Annotated in this window: 12 protein-coding genes and 1 rRNA gene; 8 read left to right on the top strand and 5 right to left on the bottom strand. The window is 57.3% G+C overall.

Annotated elements, in window-relative coordinates:
• The 4 genes from L888_RS0101745 to L888_RS0101725 form a co-directional block, all read right to left on the bottom strand.
• Window positions 1–75: ribosomal RNA gene (locus tag L888_RS0101745) — 16S ribosomal RNA — on the bottom strand; the annotation flags it as partial.
• Window positions 76–557: 482 nt separating this feature from the next.
• Window positions 558–1,151: a LemA family protein gene (locus L888_RS0101735; RefSeq protein WP_027951626.1), complete on the bottom strand. Its 594-nt coding sequence runs from the start codon at window positions 1,149–1,151 to the stop codon at window positions 558–560.
• Window positions 1,152–1,212: 61 nt separating this feature from the next.
• Entirely contained in the window at window positions 1,213–2,046 is an 834-nt protein-coding gene (locus L888_RS0101730; protein WP_027951625.1) for a TPM domain-containing protein, read from the bottom strand.
• Between the two features lie 13 nt (window positions 2,047–2,059).
• Window positions 2,060–2,764, bottom strand: coding sequence for a peptidylprolyl isomerase (locus tag L888_RS0101725; protein WP_044248357.1), 705 nt, complete (start codon window positions 2,762–2,764; stop codon window positions 2,060–2,062).
• 208 nt (window positions 2,765–2,972) lie between these two features.
• On the opposite strand from L888_RS0101725, the gene L888_RS0101720 reads away from it, so the two are divergent.
• From L888_RS0101720 to L888_RS0101700, 5 genes are all read left to right on the top strand, one after another.
• A complete protein-coding gene (locus L888_RS0101720) occupies window positions 2,973–3,845 on the top strand; it encodes a GumC domain-containing protein (RefSeq protein ID WP_005843714.1) in 873 nt (290 codons plus the stop codon).
• A 160-nt stretch (window positions 3,846–4,005) separates the two neighbouring features.
• On the top strand, window positions 4,006–5,523 hold the full coding sequence (locus L888_RS0101715) for a TolC family protein (RefSeq protein WP_075261826.1): 1,518 nt from the start codon (window positions 4,006–4,008) through the stop codon (window positions 5,521–5,523).
• A gap of 33 nt (window positions 5,524–5,556) precedes the next feature.
• Entirely contained in the window at window positions 5,557–6,543 is a 987-nt protein-coding gene (locus tag L888_RS0101710; protein WP_005843718.1) for an HlyD family secretion protein, read from the top strand.
• Complete coding sequence (locus L888_RS0101705) at window positions 6,540–7,712, top strand: ABC transporter permease (RefSeq protein WP_027951622.1); 1,173 nt, start codon at window positions 6,540–6,542, stop codon at window positions 7,710–7,712. The genes L888_RS0101710 and L888_RS0101705 overlap by 4 nt, the downstream gene beginning before the upstream one ends.
• A gap of 2 nt (window positions 7,713–7,714) precedes the next feature.
• The gene (locus L888_RS0101700) at window positions 7,715–8,974 is read left to right on the top strand and encodes an ABC transporter permease (RefSeq protein WP_027951621.1); all 1,260 of its coding nucleotides are present in this window, start codon (window positions 7,715–7,717) and stop codon (window positions 8,972–8,974) included.
• A gap of 62 nt (window positions 8,975–9,036) precedes the next feature.
• Here L888_RS0101700 and L888_RS0101695 read toward each other — a convergent pair whose 3' ends face one another.
• On the bottom strand, window positions 9,037–11,109 hold the full coding sequence (locus L888_RS0101695; RefSeq protein WP_027951620.1) for a DNA topoisomerase 3: 2,073 nt from the start codon (window positions 11,107–11,109) through the stop codon (window positions 9,037–9,039).
• A 257-nt stretch (window positions 11,110–11,366) separates the two neighbouring features.
• Here L888_RS0101695 and L888_RS0101690 point away from each other — a divergent pair, with 257 nt between their 5' ends.
• The 3 genes from L888_RS0101690 to L888_RS0101680 all read left to right on the top strand — a co-directional run bounded on the left by L888_RS0101690 (window position 11,367) and on the right by L888_RS0101680 (window position 15,430).
• Window positions 11,367–12,968 (top strand): tetratricopeptide repeat protein, encoded by a 1,602-nt coding sequence (locus L888_RS0101690; protein WP_027951619.1) that lies wholly within the window; start codon window positions 11,367–11,369, stop codon window positions 12,966–12,968.
• Between the two features lie 541 nt (window positions 12,969–13,509).
• Window positions 13,510–13,785, top strand: a complete 276-nt coding sequence (locus L888_RS0101685) for a hypothetical protein (RefSeq protein WP_015298394.1) — start codon at window positions 13,510–13,512, stop codon at window positions 13,783–13,785.
• A 40-nt stretch (window positions 13,786–13,825) separates the two neighbouring features.
• A complete protein-coding gene (locus L888_RS0101680) occupies window positions 13,826–15,430 on the top strand; it encodes a hypothetical protein (protein ID WP_027951618.1) in 1,605 nt (534 codons plus the stop codon).
• The last annotated feature ends 164 nt before the right edge of the window (window positions 15,431–15,594 follow it).

Genomic DNA, 15,594 nt, shown 5'->3' with positions numbered 1-15,594 from the left:
ATGCTGCCCCTCGACTTGCATGTGTTAAGCCTGTAGCCAGCGTTCATCCTGAGCCAGGATCAAACTCTCCATGGTAAAATATAACATTGTACGTACCTACAATCACCACAAGGCCAATGCCCCACGGCAAATGAAAGCACGACGTCTTGCCTGTCACAGAACGCCTGGAAATGTATCGAAGTTCAAGTAAAACCTGTGAATCTCATCCAAAATGAATCGGACGGTTCTCATTCATACCCAATTCCCCGAAACCCAATAAAAACAGGAACGGGGACTTGCTTCTTGTACTACTACTCTGTCTATGTAAATACTTTCAAAGAACTCTTTCTGCATATTCGCCATGAGCCACAATCTTCCGACTGCCTCAACAGCAGCTTCCTGAATCCACGAATCAATTTCTATTATTGCTTGTTTATCCTCGAAAGCAATTGCAAAGTTAATGCAAAATCCGATTCCCTCCAAATAATCAAAGCAGAAAAACGCGAAAACCGCTATATTTTTCTGCTTTAATTACAAAAAGATCCTTATATACCTCCTAAGCAAAGAAAGAACCGTCCTTATTCAAAATTCAGTTCTGGAGCCTTTTCTGCTCCTGAATCTGCCTCAAATTTAGTCATTCGCTCAAATCCAAAGGCTCCTGCAAACAACACATTTGGGAAGGAGCGCACATTCTGGTTGTATTCCTGAACAGCCATGTTGTATTTCTGCCGGGCCTCGTTAATACGATTCTCCGTTCCCTCCAGTTGGATCTGCAGACTCTTGAAATTCTCGCTGGCTTTCAATTCCGGATACCTTTCGGCCACAACCATCAGCCGACCCAAAGCCTGGGAGAGCTCTCCTTGAGCCGCCTGAAACTGCCTCAATTTCTCGGGAGTCAGGTTGTCGACATCCAGTTTGATTTGGGTTGCGGCTGCTCGGGCCTTGGTCACAGCCTCATAGGTCTCCCTCTCATGCTTGGCATAGGTCTGAACCGTCTTGGCCAAATTGGGTATCAAGTCGGCTCTGCGCTGATATGTGGCCTGTACATCTGCCAAAGCTGTCGTTGCCGCTTCCTGTCCGTTTACCATTCCGTTATAGGAGTTACAAGCTCCCACACAGAGCATACAAAACAAAACAATCACGACGATTGTCACTGTCTTTCCTTTTTTCATTTCTCTTTTAATTAATGTATATACCTTTTTAATATAAACCTTTTTATATATAGGCCGGTCATTACCAACCTCCACCGGCACCGCCACCTCCAAAGCTGCCGCCACCGAAGCTACCGCCCGAGACACCTCCTCCGGATGCTGTTCCTCCGCCAAAGATAAAAGGCGGAAACCAATCATCGTCCTTTCGATTTTTACCACGCTTCGTCACCTTGCGGGGAGTCATCAACCCCAGTGATTCCAAAATGTTTCTGACGAACAACCATACGGGCATTCCAAAGAAAATTGCAAATAGGAAAATTCCCAACCACACGTCCGATTCCGTGGACTCTCCCCCATTGTCTACTTGCGGAATGCCCGTCTTGCCTGTCTTCAACTTCTGATAGATTGCCTTTGAGGTTTCCAGCACAGCATCGCCCACCCGGTTGACCCGCATGTTGGAGACAATGCAAGCACGGCCAATATCATCACACTCAACGTCTGTCAGGTCTGCTTCCAGTCCCTTGCCCGGAGCAATGAAATACCGACGGTCGTCGACAGCCAGAACGATGACCAGTCCTTTCCGTTCCTTTCGGGTACCAACGCCATGCCGGTTGCCCACATCTTGAGCCATCCGAAAGCAGTCGCCGTCTTTCACGTTGCCCACAACCACAAACACAGTCTGCACGCCACATTCCCTGTGCAGCCTCGCCAAATACGCATCCGACGAGTCGCGCTCTTCCTGCGTCAGCCGTTGTTCCGGGTCACAGACATAGCGGTTGCGATCCTGCAAATGAACCATCGGTACCTCATCCGCCGACCACACGTGGGCCCCAGCCTGCAAAGGTGCCCATGCCATTGCCCAGCAGAGCGCCAGCAACACGAAGAACGGACCAGTCCTTTTCAAACTTTCCAACATGGAAGCCTACCTTTTATTGAAGAACCGTAGCCTTCAAGATTCTCACATCGTTCACCGGACGGCTATAATCATCGGTGTCCACATAGTCGATGTCTCTCACAACGTCCAGCCCATCTGTCACCTCTCCAAACACGGTGTACTGTCCATCAAGGTGCGGACTTCCACCATATTTCTTATAATGCTCGCGTATCTCGGGTGTGAGCACCACCTTTCCCTGTGTGCGTTCGTCCAGACGCCCCTGCACCCGGTCGAGTCCTAATGTGCTGAACGTGCTACCATAGACGATGTAAAACTGGGAAGCCGACGAAGACCGCTCCGGGTTCCCTTGGTCGCCCTCGCGTGCAGCCGCCAGTGCCCCACGCTTGTGAAAGAACTGCGGATAGACAATCTCGGCCGGAATGGTGTAGCCCAAGTCGTGGGTGCCCACCGTGTCACCAGGCTTGGCGTGCCTCGTAGTGGAGTCGCCGGCCTGTATCATGAAATCTGCTATCACCCTGTGCCACAGCACGCCGTCATAATAACCCTCGCGTACCAAACGCAGGAAATTGTCGCGGTGACGCGGCGTCTCATTGTAAAGTTCTACGATTATCTTGCCTTTGGAAGTCTCCAAGAGCACCCGCTGACGCGCGGCTCCCTCCTGCACTTGTGCCAGCACGGGCACCTGCATCAGGAGCAAGAAGAACAGTACCAAGCGTTTTTTCATATCGTTTGCTTTCATTCCAGCTTTTGTTTTACGCACGTAAAAGTAAGCAATTATCTTGAATTTTGTTCTAAATTTCCCGAAAAATATTAATTTTTAATAGAAACCCAGGACGCTTCCAGCCTTTTTCTTTGCCGTTTAACGGAAATAGATTAAATTTGCAGGATGTTAGAACACCTCCCATGAACGGAAGAAAGACAAACTTCCAAAGAAAAAATGATGGAACATGAATAAAAAAATTATCCTTCCTTTGATACTGGTCATTCTCCTCCTCGCAGGTGGCATTGCATGGCTCTACGTCAGTCTTGACAAGCAGAAACAGGCCAACGAGGAAATGGTGCAACTGGCCGAGATGGACAAGAAAGAGATGGAGAACGAGTATCAGCAGTTCGCCAATCAGTACAGCGAGATGAAAACGCAGATCAACAACGACTCCATCGTGGCCCAACTCACGCAAGAACAGGAGCGCACGCAGCGGCTGCTCAAGGAGCTTCGGGACACCAAGAGCACCGACGCCCGCGAGATTGCCCGACTCAAAAAGGAGCTCGCCACCGTGAGAGCCGTGCTGCGCAGCTACGTCATCGAGATAGACTCGCTCAACCGGCTCAACCAAAACCTCACGGCCGAGAACACACGCATCAAAGGCCAATACGAAGAGGCCAACCGTCAGATCGAGGGACTGAACACCGAGAAACAGTCGCTCTCCGAGAAAGTGGCCATCGCCGCCCAGCTCGATGCCGTGGGCATCAGCCTCACCGCCATGGACAAGCACAACAAGGCCACCCGCAAGACCAAGAAAGCAAAGGCCCTGCAAGTCAGCTTCTCACTGGCCAAGAACGTGACTGCCCAGAGCGGCAACAAGACGGTCTACGTCCGTCTCACCTCGCCTACGGGTTCCCTCATGGGCGGCGCTGGAACATTCACTTATGAAAACCGCAGCCTGGAATGCTCCATGAAGCGCACCGTTGAGTACGGCGGCAAGGAGACTCCCGTCTCCCTCTACTATACCATCGACCAAGCCCTGCAGGGCGGCACCTACAGCGTCAGCATCTTTGCCGACGGCAACATGATTGGGAGCCGCAGTTTCACGTTGGAATAACCTTTCCTAAACGTTGGAGCAACCTTTCCTGAACGCTGGAATAACCCTCCCCGAACGTTGGAGCAACCCTCCCCGAACGTTGGAGCAACCCTCCCCGGCACAAGGACGACGCCGGCGTTACCCCCTCCACGGGCTTCAAACAAGATTAAGACCATTTATAATGAAAAGCGTTTCTTTCATTATCCTATTCTTTGGGTGCATGGCCACAGCCCAGGCCCAGCGCGTGTTGAGCCTGGACAGTTGCCGTGCCCTGGCGTTGCGCAACAACAAGCAAATCAACATTTCTCGCATGAGCAAGCTGGCCACCATGAATGCCCGCAAGGCCGTCCGCACCAAATATCTGCCCAAGGTGGATGCGTTGGTCGGCTACGAATGGACCAGCCGCGAAATCAGCCTGCTCAGCAAAACCCAGAAAGCCAACCTCGGCAACCTGGGCACCAACGGCCTCCAGCATGCGGGAGCCAACCTCTCGAGTGCCATTTCTTCACAGATCAACGGCCTCGTCCAGCAGGGCACCCTCACCGTCGATCAAGCCCAACGGCTCGGTGCGCTGATGCAACAGATGGGCAGCGGGCCCATTGCCCAGTACATCGGCAGTCTGGGCAACGCCATCGGCCAGGAACTGGCCAATGCCCTGCGCACCGACACCCGCAACCTCTTCGGCGGGGCCATCATGCTGCGCCAGCCGCTCTACATGGGCGGGGCCATCACGGCAGCCAACCGCATGGCCGACATCTCGGAGCAGATGGCCGACAACGACGTGAACCAGAAGACCCAGGCCACGATCTACAGCATCGACCAGACTTATTGGACCGTGGTTTCGCTCCGGCAAAAGCAGAAGCTGGCCAACAGTTACCGCGACCTGGTGCAGAAACTCGACGACGATGTACACAAGATGATACGCCAAGGGGTAGCCACCCGCGCCGACGGACTCAAGGTGGACGTCAAGGTCAACGAGGCCGACATGCAGATCACGCAGGTGGACGACGGCCTGGCCTTGGCCAAGATGCTCCTCTGCCAGCTGTGCGGACTGCCCATCGATGCCGACATCACACTGGCCGACGAGACCGACGGCGGAGCCTCTGCCACCGTCTGCCCCGACCCCACTTTCACCCCCGACCCCACCCTCTCCAGCCGCCCCGAGATACGCCTGTTGCAGAATGCCGTCGATATGAGCGCGCAGACCACGCGCCTCGTCCGTGCAGCCTATCTGCCCCACGTGGCCCTCACCGGCGGCTACATGATTTCCAACCCGAACGTGCTCAACGGATTCCAGAAACGTTTCTCCGGTCTGTGGAACGTGGGCGTGCTTGTCCAGATTCCCGTATGGAACTGGTTCGAGGGCGCCTACAAGGTGCGCGCCGCCAAGGCAGCCACCAGTATGGCCTCGCTCGCGCTCTCCGACGCGCAGGAAAAGATAAACCTTCAGATCACGCAAAGCCGCTTCAAGGTGAAAGAGGCCCGCAAAAGGCTTGCCATGGCCGAGAAAAACATCAGCAGCGCCGAGGAGAACCTGCGCTGTGCTCAGGTGGGATTCCGCGAGGGTGTCATCGAGTCCACCGACGTCATGGCCGCCCAAACCGCCTGGCAACAGGCCCAGAGCCAGAAGATTGACGCCGAGGTAGAGCTGCGGCTCAGCCAGGTGAACCTCGAAAAAGCGCTCGGCATTCTCAACTAACATCCAACGAACCGCATAACAAACCCAAATATCATGTCAGCAAAAACACAGCATAACAACATCCTCCTAGCCGTTCTGGGCTTTGCCACCGCCGTGGTCGTCGTGGCCCTCATCGGATTCTTCACCCTCGGCAAGACCGACGACACCATCCAGGGCGAAGTCGAAGTGTCCGAGTATCGCGTCAGCTGCAAGCTCCCCGGCCGCGTGGTCGAGCTCCGTGTCAAGGAAGGCGACTACGTGCACGTGGGCGACACACTGGCCATTCTTGAGGTTCCCGAGGCTAATGCCCAGCAGCGCGTGGCCGAAGCCGCCGAGGGAGCCACCCAGGCGCTGAGCAGCCTTGCCGAGGCCGGCGCCCGCAAGGAGCAGATTCAAGGGGCCTACCAGCTCATGCAACAGGCCATGGCCGCCGAGGAAATCACCCGCAAGAGCTACACCCGCATGCAGAATCTCTACGACGAAGGAGTGATGAGTGCGCAGAAGCGCGACGAGGCCTTGGCGGCCTACAAGGCGGCCGAGGCGCAGGTGGCCGCGGCCAAGAGCCAGTACGACATGGCCCGCAGCGGAGCCCGCGTCCAGGAAAAGGAGGCGGCCCGCAAGAATGCCCAGGCAGCCCAGGGGGCCGTAGACGTGGTGAAATCGCTGCTCCGCGAGACGGTACAAGTGTCCAATGTCGAGGGCGAGGTGAGTTCCATCTACCCCAAGGTGGGCGAACTCGTCGGCATAGGCTCGCCCATTATGAGCATCTCCATGCTGGGCGACATGTGGGGCACGTTCAATATCCGCGAAGACCAGCTCAACGGAATGAAGGTGGGCAGCCGCTTCACTGCTTTCTCGCCCGCATTCAACAAGGACGTGCAAATGACCGTTTACAACATCAAGGACGAGGGATCCTACGCCGTCTGGAAAGCCACCAAGAGCAACGGACAGTACGACCTCAAGACCTTTGAGGTGAAGGCCCGTTTCACCCGTCGGTTCGACGGGCTGCGTCCCGGCATGTCTCTCATCATCAGGAAATGAAAGATCTTCTGAGCCGCATCTGGCATCTCTCCTTGCGCGAGCTGGGCATCATGCGCCAGAACCCCATCTATGGGTTCTGCACGCTGGGCTTCCCGCTGCTCATCGTGGTGTTCTTCACCTCGCTGATGAGCCAGGGCGTGCCCGTCGACATGCCTGTCGGCGTGGTCGATCACGACAACACCGCCACCTCGCGCGCCATGGTGCGCCAGCTCGACGCCTTTCAAACCTCACACATCGTGGCCCGCTACGCCAACGTCAACGAGGCCCGCAAGGCCATCCAGCGCAACGAAATCTACGCCTTTCTGCTCATTCCGCAAGGCACCACCCGCGGCCTCATGACCTCCACCCAGCCCCGCATCTCGTTCTACTACAGCAACGTGTCGCTCGTGGCCGGCTCCATGCTCTTCCGCGACCTCAAGACTCTCGCCACGCTGGGCTCGGCGTCGGTGGGCGCCACCAAGCTCGCCGCCCGCGGCAAGACCGGCCGGGAAATCCGCACTTTCCTCCAGCCCATCACCATCGACCTGCACATGGTGGGCAATCCGTGGGGCAATTACAACATCTATCTCAGCACGGCCATGGTGCCCGGCGTGCTCATGATTTTCGTTTTCCTGCTCACACCTTATTCTATTGGCACCGAACTCAAGTTCCACCGCTCGCGCCAGTGGATTCGCATGGCGGGCGGTAGCATCCACGTGGCCGTCGTGGGCAAGCTCCTGCCCCAGACGCTCGTCTTCCTGCTGGTCATGTATGGTTTCGAGTTCTACGTGTTCTATGTCCTCGACTTCCCCCATCCCGGCGGCGTGGCACCCATGCTTCTGCTGGGCTTGCTCTCCATTTTGGCCTGCCAGGCCTTTGGAGTCTTCGCCTTTGGGCTCATCCCTTCGCTGCGCATGTCCATGTCGGTGTGCTCGTTGTGGGCGATGGTGAGCTTCTCCACCTGTGGCGCCACTTTCCCCGTCTTCGCCATGGACGGCGCCATCCAGAGTCTGGCCCCGCTTTTTCCCCTGCGTCATTTCTATATGATTTACCAGATGTGCATCTTCAACGGCTTCCCCCTGGCCAGTGCATGGGCCAGTTTCGGGGCCCTCGCCATCTTCATTGCGCTGCCCGTTCTGGCCATGAACAATCTGCGCAAGGCCATGCTCATCTACGCCTATATCCCGTAATCATGGAAAAAGACAGTCTGCTTTATAAAATCAAGGAGGGCTTCGCCGACACCTGTTACATCTGGACCAAGGAGATACGCAGCACCATTTCCGACGAGGGCGTGCTCATCTTCTGCATCCTTGTGCCCCTGCTCTATCCGCTGCTTTATTCCTGGATCTACAACAATGAGGTGGTGCGCGACGTGCCCGTGGCCGTGGTCGACCTGTCCCACTCCTCCACCTCGCGCGCGTTCATCCGTGCCGTCGATGCCACGCCCGACGTCCGAGTGGCCTACCACTGCACCTCCATGGCCGAGGCGCGCGACCTCAACCGCCGCCAGCAGGTGCGTGGCACGCTCTATTTCCCGCCCGATTTCGACACCCGTCTCTACCGCGGCGAGCAGTCGGCCGTGGGTGTTTATGCCGACATGAGCCTTATGCTCACCTACAAGGCCATCTACCAGTCGTCCCAGACCGTAGCCACCGAGCTCAACAGCCACATCCAACTGCAGCAGGGCGGCGGCTTCACCCAGCGCGACGACGAGGTGGCCGCCCTGCCGCTGGCGTTCGACGAGGTGCCCATCTTCAACGTCACCGCCGGCTATGGCAACGCCATCCTGCCCGGTGTGCTCATGCTTATCCTGCAGCAGACCCTGCTGTTGGGCATCGGTCTGGCGGCCGGAACCGCCCGTGAGAACAACCGTTATCAGGACCTCGTGCCCATCTCGCGCCACTACAGCGGCATCTTCCGCATCGTGCTGGGCAAGTCGAGCTGCTATTTCATGCTCTATCTCGTCATGGGCGCCTATCTCGCGCTGGTCGTTCCACGCCTGTTCGGCTTCGTCTCGCTGGTCTCCTGGCCCACGCTCGCGGGCCTCCTCGTGCCCTACATTCTCTCGTGCATCTTCTTCGGCATGATGCTCTCGTGCCTCGTGCGCTACCGCGAGAATGTCATGTTGCTCGTGGTCTTCACCTCCGTGCCCTTCCTGTTCCTCACGGGACTGAGCTGGCCTCAGAGCAACATCCCCGGCATCTGGCAGGGCTTTGCCTACCTCATCCCGTCCACTTTCGGCGTGCGCGGCTTCCTCCGCATCTCGTCCATGGGGGCCACCCTGTCCGACATCCGCGTGGAGTACCAGGCCCTGTGGATTCAGGTCTTCGCCTATCTAGTGCTCACCTGCGCCGTCTACCGCTATCAGATCAACGCCACGCGCCGCCGCGCCTTCGACCACATGGAGCGCATCAAGGCCAAGGCCGCCGAGGCCAAAAACAAGAAACTGTAGGGACACGCCCGTGGGCGTCCCTACAGTTCATTGCTTCACGGCACAACCCTTTCTGTCTCTGTTCAGAAAGGCTCACGCCAGTCGCAGCCCTCGCGCCAGCGCGAACAGCCGTAGGCTGTCCGCCCTTTCACCACCCGGCCCTGCCCGCACTTGGGGCACACGCCGCCCACCTGCACCTGCTGCCGGCCCTCCTCGGCCGCCGTCTGCGCCGCCGAGGCCTCTGTCTGCGCCACCGCCGTTTTGCGGGTGCGCCGCAGCTTGCGCGACTCGGCCGTTTTCTCCTTGCCCTTTTTCTCGTCTTCCAGCCTGAAAGCCTCTATCTGCCGGCTGCTGCTGTCGCGCATCACGTCGGTCACTATCTTGGCCACTTGCTCCTTCAGCTCCGCAATGAACTGCGCCGGGCTGTACTTCCTCCGCTCTATGTCGCGCAGCTTTTTCTCCCAGATGCCCGTCAGTTCGCAGCTCGTGAGTAGCCGCTCGTGTATGGTGTCGATGAGTTGAATGCCCGTGGGCGTGGGCACCAGGTTCTTCCGCTCGCGGCGAATGTAGTGACGCTTGAACAGCGTCTCGATGATGCCCGCCCGCGACGAGGGCCGCCCGATGCCGTTCTCCTTCATCGCGGCGCGCAGCTCGTCGTCGTCCACAAACTTGCCGGCCGTCTCCATGGCACGCAGCAGCGAGGCCTCGGTATAGTGCTTGGGTGGCTGCGTCTGCTTCTCGGTCAGCGTGGGCGTGTGCGGCCCCGACTCGCCTTTCACAAAGGCGGGCAGCGTGCGTTCCTCCTCGTTCTTCCGGCCCTCATCGTCCTGCTGTTCCTCCTTGGAGTAGACGCTGCGCCACCCCGGCTCCAGTATCTCCTTGCCGCTGGTCTTGAATGCCACCGCGTCCACCCGTCCCGTCACCGTCGTTGTGGCAAATTTGCAGTCGGGATAGAACGCCGCCACAAACCGCCGCGCTATCAGGTCGTACACCTTCAGCTCCATGTCGGTCAGCGCCACGGGCGTCTGGCCCGTGGGAATGATGGCGTGGTGGTCGGTCACCTTGGCCGTGTCGAACACGCGTTTGGGCTTCGGCAGCTTGGGGCTGAGGGCGGCCAGCGCCTTGATGATGTCCAGATAGGGCTTCTGTCCGGCCTTCATCATCTGGCTCACCCCGTTCAGGATGCCCGGACACTTGGGGTAAACGTCGTCCGGGAGATACTGCGTGTCCACGCGCGGATAGGTGGTGAGCTTCTTCTCGTAGAGCCCTTGTATCAGGTTCAGCGTGGTGTCGGCCGAGAATCCGAACTTGCGGTTGCAGTCCACCTGCAGCGACGTCAAGTCGTAGAGCGGCTTGGGGGCCTCCCTGCCCTGCTTCTTCTGTACGCCGTCCACCGTGAAAGGCTTGCCCTCGATGAGGGCAAAGTCCTGCCGTCCGTCCTCCTCACGGCTGTATCGGCCCGAGGTGGCGGTGAACAATGTGTCGCGGTAGAGGGTCGAGAGCACCCAGTAGGGCTCCGGCCTGAACTGGTCTATCTCTTTCTGCCGGTTCACGATGAGGGCCAGCGTGGGTGTCTGCACCCGTCCGATGGAGAGCACCTGGCCCTGCTGCTGACGGTAGCGCAGGGTGTAGAGGCGCGTGCAGTTCATGCCCAACAGCCAGTCGCCGATGGCTCGGCTCAGCCCCGCCATGTAGAGACTTTCGTAGTCTTGCTGCTCCTTCAGGTGGGCAAAGCCCTCGCGGATGGCCTCGTCGGTCATCGACGAAATCCATAGACGCTTCACCGGGCACTTCACTTTGGCCAGCTGCATCACCCATCGCTGGATGAGCTCGCCCTCCTGCCCCGCGTCGCCGCAGTTCACAATCATTTCGGCTTCGCCGTAGAGCCGCGCGATGGTGGCAAACTGCTTCTCGAACCCATGGTCGGGTATCAGTTTGATGCCAAACCGTTGGGGGATCATCGGCAGGGCCGCCAGCGTCCAGAAACGCCAGTTCTGCTCGTAGTCGTTGGGCTCTTTCAGCTCGCACAGATGACCAAAAGTCCACGTCACCTGGTAGCCGTTGCCCTCCATATAGCCGTCTTTCGGCGTGTTGGCGTTCAGAATGCGGGCTATGTCGCGCGCCACACTGGGCTTCTCGGCAATACATACTATCATGTCGTTTGTCCTGTTTTTATAGTCTCTTGCAAAGTTACGCAAACCATCCGGATTACCTGCACTTTCCGCCAAGATTATCCCGCCGCACGCCCCCTGCGCCGTCGTCGCCCGCCTATTACGGCGCAATCGCCACGCGTTTACACCGTCATCGCAGCACGTCTGCGCCGCCGCGACGGCCGCATTTGTTAAACATCATTAAAACTTCGCCCCACCAAGGCTTTTTGGCTACCTTTGCAACGAGATATTATATTTGGACCATGCAAAAACTTCATAACCTTTACCGTTTCGCTCTCACGGCCGCAACGGCCCTCCTGCTCTTCTCCTGCAACGGCGGAAACCGCACCGCACAGCGGCTCTGCACCTATGCCGACTCACTCAAGCGGGCCGACGAGGTCATCCGCACCACCGACAGCCTCCTCACCCACACCCATACCTCCCGCCACCAAAAAGCCCTGCTCCGGCTGGCCAAAGCCAAGGCCATGTTCGTGAAGCACTTCTTCTCGCCCCAGTTTCCCACCGGCCTCGACTCCCTCATCGACAGCAGCGTGGCCACCATGGAGCGGCACGGTTACAAGGAACGGCTGGCCGAGGCCCACTATTTTCAAGGTATGATTCAGAGCCTCTTCTTCGGCAGACAGGTGGAAGGCATGGTGGCCCTCGAGAAAGCACGCCTCGAAGTGCCCGACGACAACCTCGACTTGCAGTCGCGCATCTACCAGCAACTCGGCTCGGTCTACGAGCTCATGGGCAACCTCGACATGGCCATCAACTACATGCGACGCGTCATCGCCATCGAAAAGCGGCGGCGAGACCCCATGGTCATCATGGTCAACAGCTACAACATCCACACGCTCTTCCGCAAAAACGGTCAGACCGACAGTGCCGACTACTACCTGCGCCTCGTCATCCGCGAGCGGCCCAAGTTCAAAGACCCGCGTTTCAATGTCTTCAACGAGTCGTTCGGCACCTACTATCTCGAGCACCACGACCTCAGACGGGCACGCTATTACTACGACCACGCCCTCCGGACCGACGGCCGTCTGCCCGAGGTGCAGCTCGGACTGGCCCAGATAGCCCGACTCGAACGCCGCCCCGCCGAGGCCCGCCGCCATCTGCAACTGGCCGAAGCCATGGCCGACACGCTCTTCAGCACCAACCAGAACTACCGCATGGCCATGCCCTATTTCCTGCGTCGGCTCGCCGCCTGCCACCATGCCGACGGCAACACGCTGCAGGAGCTCCGCGCCCTGGCCCGCCTCGACTCGCTCTCCACCGTCATGAACCGCGCCAACGAGCGGCTCGTCAACAAGGCCACCCTGCTCGAACAAGACTATCTGGCCCGGCTGATCGAGAAGCAACACCGCCGCGAGGTCCGCTTCACCGTGGCCATCATCGTGCTTGCCAGTCTCATCGCCGCCATCCTGGCTTTCTTCTTCGTGCGCCGGCTCGTGCGCTCCTACCACGCCCGTCTCTACACCGCCACCCAGCGCAGCTACAAGCAAGCCTACGAGATTGGCAAACTCAAGACGCGCATCGAAGAGATGCCCATCGAGCTCACCGACAAGATTCAGGCCGGCAAACCACTCTACGAGGCCATTGCTTTAGGCCGCCAGACCATGAAAGACTGGGGGCGGAAAGAGCTCGAATGCTACATCAACTACGCCCGTCTGGCCGACAAGGAGATATTCTCCCTCCTCGATACCAACTACAATCAGCTGGCCACCAAGCCCACCATCTTCCTCTATCTCTGGAAGAAGGGCTACACCGATACCGACATTTCGCGCATCATGGGCGTCAGCAACGGCAGCATCCGCACCATGCGCTACAACATCCGCAAGCAGCAAAAGGAGTCCCTCTAACCCTCCCGCACCCTCCCTGCACCCCTCCTTTCCTCCCACTGTGCCCCCTTTTCTTTCCCGCTGCACCCCTTTCCTTTCACCCAGAGCCCTCTCTTCTCTTTCACGCAGAGCCGCAGAGAGAGGGAGTTTCCTCTCTCCTATCACCTCTTATCATTGCCTATCGCCCCTCCTATCATTGCCTATCGCCCCCTATCCCAGCCTATCCCCTCCTATCATCGCCTACCCCCATCCCCTCCTATCCCCGCCCATCCCCTCCTATCCCCGCCCCCCTTATTTCCCCTCTGCGCCTCCGCGTGCCCCCTTTCACCCCCTCTTCTCTGTCAAAATCTCCTAAAATCCTCGTAACTCTCTGGCTTTCAATTGTTTAAAAATGTCAAAAATGGGGGGGGGTAGACCCGTTTTTTCCTTTCCCTTTTGACACATCTTGCCGTCTCATCAAAGATTTTTCTCTTTTGGCTTGCCACTTTTTTGCTCCCTTTCTAACTTTGCATCAATTCCGAAGCAACGGTTAAGAATACACCAAACATAAAGTAAGCAAACCATGTACAGTGAAGTATCAACCAAGCGCATCTACGTCAAGCCTTTCTGTGAGGTCATTCCCGTAGAGGTCGAAAGCGGGTTCTTGTACACCTCTTTCCATGGACAGCACAACCCTGCACACCACGGAACCGTGCCCGAAGAGGACAGCGGGGGCGGCCAGCACAACCCAGGCCATCACGGTACAGGGCCCACGGGTGCCAAGATGTTCCGGCTGTCAAGCGACGAAGACGAGCTCGTGCCCGTAGGACGAAGCGGCTACAGCCCGTGGGACGACTAAGCCAACCTTAACAAAAGTCTTAAAAAATAAAGAGCACAACATGAAGACAACAAAAGCATTCTTCCTCGCAGCCCTCGCCACGGCAACCCTGTTGCTCGGCGCCTGCTCGGGCAGCGACCTGCCGCAAAACGGCAAAGACAACAAAGACAACAACCCCTCGGAGAACCAGCTCACCGAGTTTGTAGCCAACTCCCCCGATAAAAACACCACCCGCACCTCCATGGACTACGCCTCGGGAGCGTTCTATTGGGAGAAAGGCGACAGGATATGGGTCAAAGACGACGACGGCGTCTGGCAGCAAAGCACCAATGCCGTAGACCTCGATCGCCAGGCCAGCTTCAGGTTCAAGGTGCCCGGCAAGTTCACGGCCAGCCCCGTTTACACCGTCTACTACTCGGGCAAGAATGGCGATAAAAACCAAGTCTCCATTCCTGCCACGCAGAAAGCCACCGTGCCCAACAACACCACGGACTTCGGCATACAGGGCGACTGCGGCATGGCCCCGGCCACTCGCAAGGGTTCCTACTTCGATTTCCACCTTGACCACAAGGCCTCCTACCTCGTGTTCCAGGTCTACACCATCGGTCCCAAGCTGCGCAGCAGCTACCTCACCAAGGTAAAGGTCACGTCCGACAACAACATCACAGGCAACTATACCCTTGATCCTGCCACCAACAAGCTCTCGGGATCGGGTGCCGGCTCCGAAATCACCCTTAACGTGAAAGGCACTGGCAAGTATGCCGACGGCTTCCCCGTGAACGCCGGCGGGGCCGACATCAAAGTCAACGGGGCCTATATGGTCATCGCTCCCGGTCAGCACACCCTTCAAGTAGACTATACGGTGAAAGATCCCTTGACCAATACGGAAAAGACCATCCGCAAAAACCTCGCCGCTTTCGATTATCAAGAGAACTATTATTACGACATAACGGCCCAGATCGAGCTGCCCAACTTCCAGTACAACAACGAATACTACAAGTGGGATGCCAAGGAAAACTTCTGGTATGGCCACGAATGGTACAGCAATAGCAACTGGCAATCCGGCTCAATATTCCCCGGAGCCAATCAAGAATCGGACGACGGAATCCCCGAGAACGATGCAAACTCGAAAGCTACAACCAGTGCCAGCAATTCGTGCACCATTTGCCCTACTGCAAACGAACTGTTATGGTATATCCGAAAAGGTGATCCACGTTACGACGCAACCCAAGAATGGATTGCCTTTGGGGGACACTACAGGGGCGGCATTTGGTTCAAGAAAAAGGCTGTAATATGCAAAGAGCAAGGCATTACCCCCCAGCAGATGAGAGATCACTATATGAATGGTGATAGACCAGTCGATATACGCACGATAACTTCGTCAGCTGGTATATCCCTATCAAGGAACATTTACGGGACGACGAGGCCTTCCAGAGCGGAAATCGACAAGTATTTCTTCGTGCCATTCAGAGGTTACTACTCGATTTATACATCCTTTCCATTGGGAGTGGAGCTTTCAGGAATAGAGAGTATCGGGCGATACTGGTCGTGTGACCGCAGCCATATCTCAGGTGGTGGTGCTTGGGCTCTGTATATTCACAGTTATGAAGCAATGTTGGTGAACAGTGATATTACGTATGGGCTGTACGTGCAGCAATTCGAATAACCCGCAGCTCGCCGCGGCCCAACCCCGCATCGCGGGTGCCGGCAGGTAGGGACACACCCCGTGCGTGTCCTTGCACCCCCGGCCACCACACCCTCTCCCCCCGTTCTTTGACATACCGACACACGCAAAAGAAAGGCAAAAATCCCGGCCACTCATTTGGATAT

The sequence above is a fragment of the Hallella seregens ATCC 51272 genome (assembly GCF_000518545.1).
GTDB lineage: Bacteria > Bacteroidota > Bacteroidia > Bacteroidales > Bacteroidaceae > Prevotella > Prevotella seregens.
This window is presented reverse-complemented; position numbering and strand designations above follow the sequence as displayed.

Coding starts and splice junctions, on each gene's coding strand:
- L888_RS0101735 (WP_027951626.1), bottom strand. CDS start 1,151: ATGAAAAAAGGAAAGACAGTGACAATCGTCGTGATTGTTTTGTTTTGT.
- L888_RS0101730 (WP_027951625.1), bottom strand. CDS start 2,046: ATGTTGGAAAGTTTGAAAAGGACTGGTCCGTTCTTCGTGTTGCTGGCG.
- L888_RS0101725 (WP_044248357.1), bottom strand. CDS start 2,764: ATGAAAGCAAACGATATGAAAAAACGCTTGGTACTGTTCTTCTTGCTC.
- L888_RS0101720 (WP_005843714.1), top strand. CDS start 2,973: ATGAATAAAAAAATTATCCTTCCTTTGATACTGGTCATTCTCCTCCTC.
- L888_RS0101715 (WP_075261826.1), top strand. CDS start 4,006: ATGAAAAGCGTTTCTTTCATTATCCTATTCTTTGGGTGCATGGCCACA.
- L888_RS0101710 (WP_005843718.1), top strand. CDS start 5,557: ATGTCAGCAAAAACACAGCATAACAACATCCTCCTAGCCGTTCTGGGC.
- L888_RS0101705 (WP_027951622.1), top strand. CDS start 6,540: ATGAAAGATCTTCTGAGCCGCATCTGGCATCTCTCCTTGCGCGAGCTG.
- L888_RS0101700 (WP_027951621.1), top strand. CDS start 7,715: ATGGAAAAAGACAGTCTGCTTTATAAAATCAAGGAGGGCTTCGCCGAC.
- L888_RS0101695 (WP_027951620.1), bottom strand. CDS start 11,109: ATGATAGTATGTATTGCCGAGAAGCCCAGTGTGGCGCGCGACATAGCC.
- L888_RS0101690 (WP_027951619.1), top strand. CDS start 11,367: ATGCAAAAACTTCATAACCTTTACCGTTTCGCTCTCACGGCCGCAACG.
- L888_RS0101685 (WP_015298394.1), top strand. CDS start 13,510: ATGTACAGTGAAGTATCAACCAAGCGCATCTACGTCAAGCCTTTCTGT.
- L888_RS0101680 (WP_027951618.1), top strand. CDS start 13,826: ATGAAGACAACAAAAGCATTCTTCCTCGCAGCCCTCGCCACGGCAACC.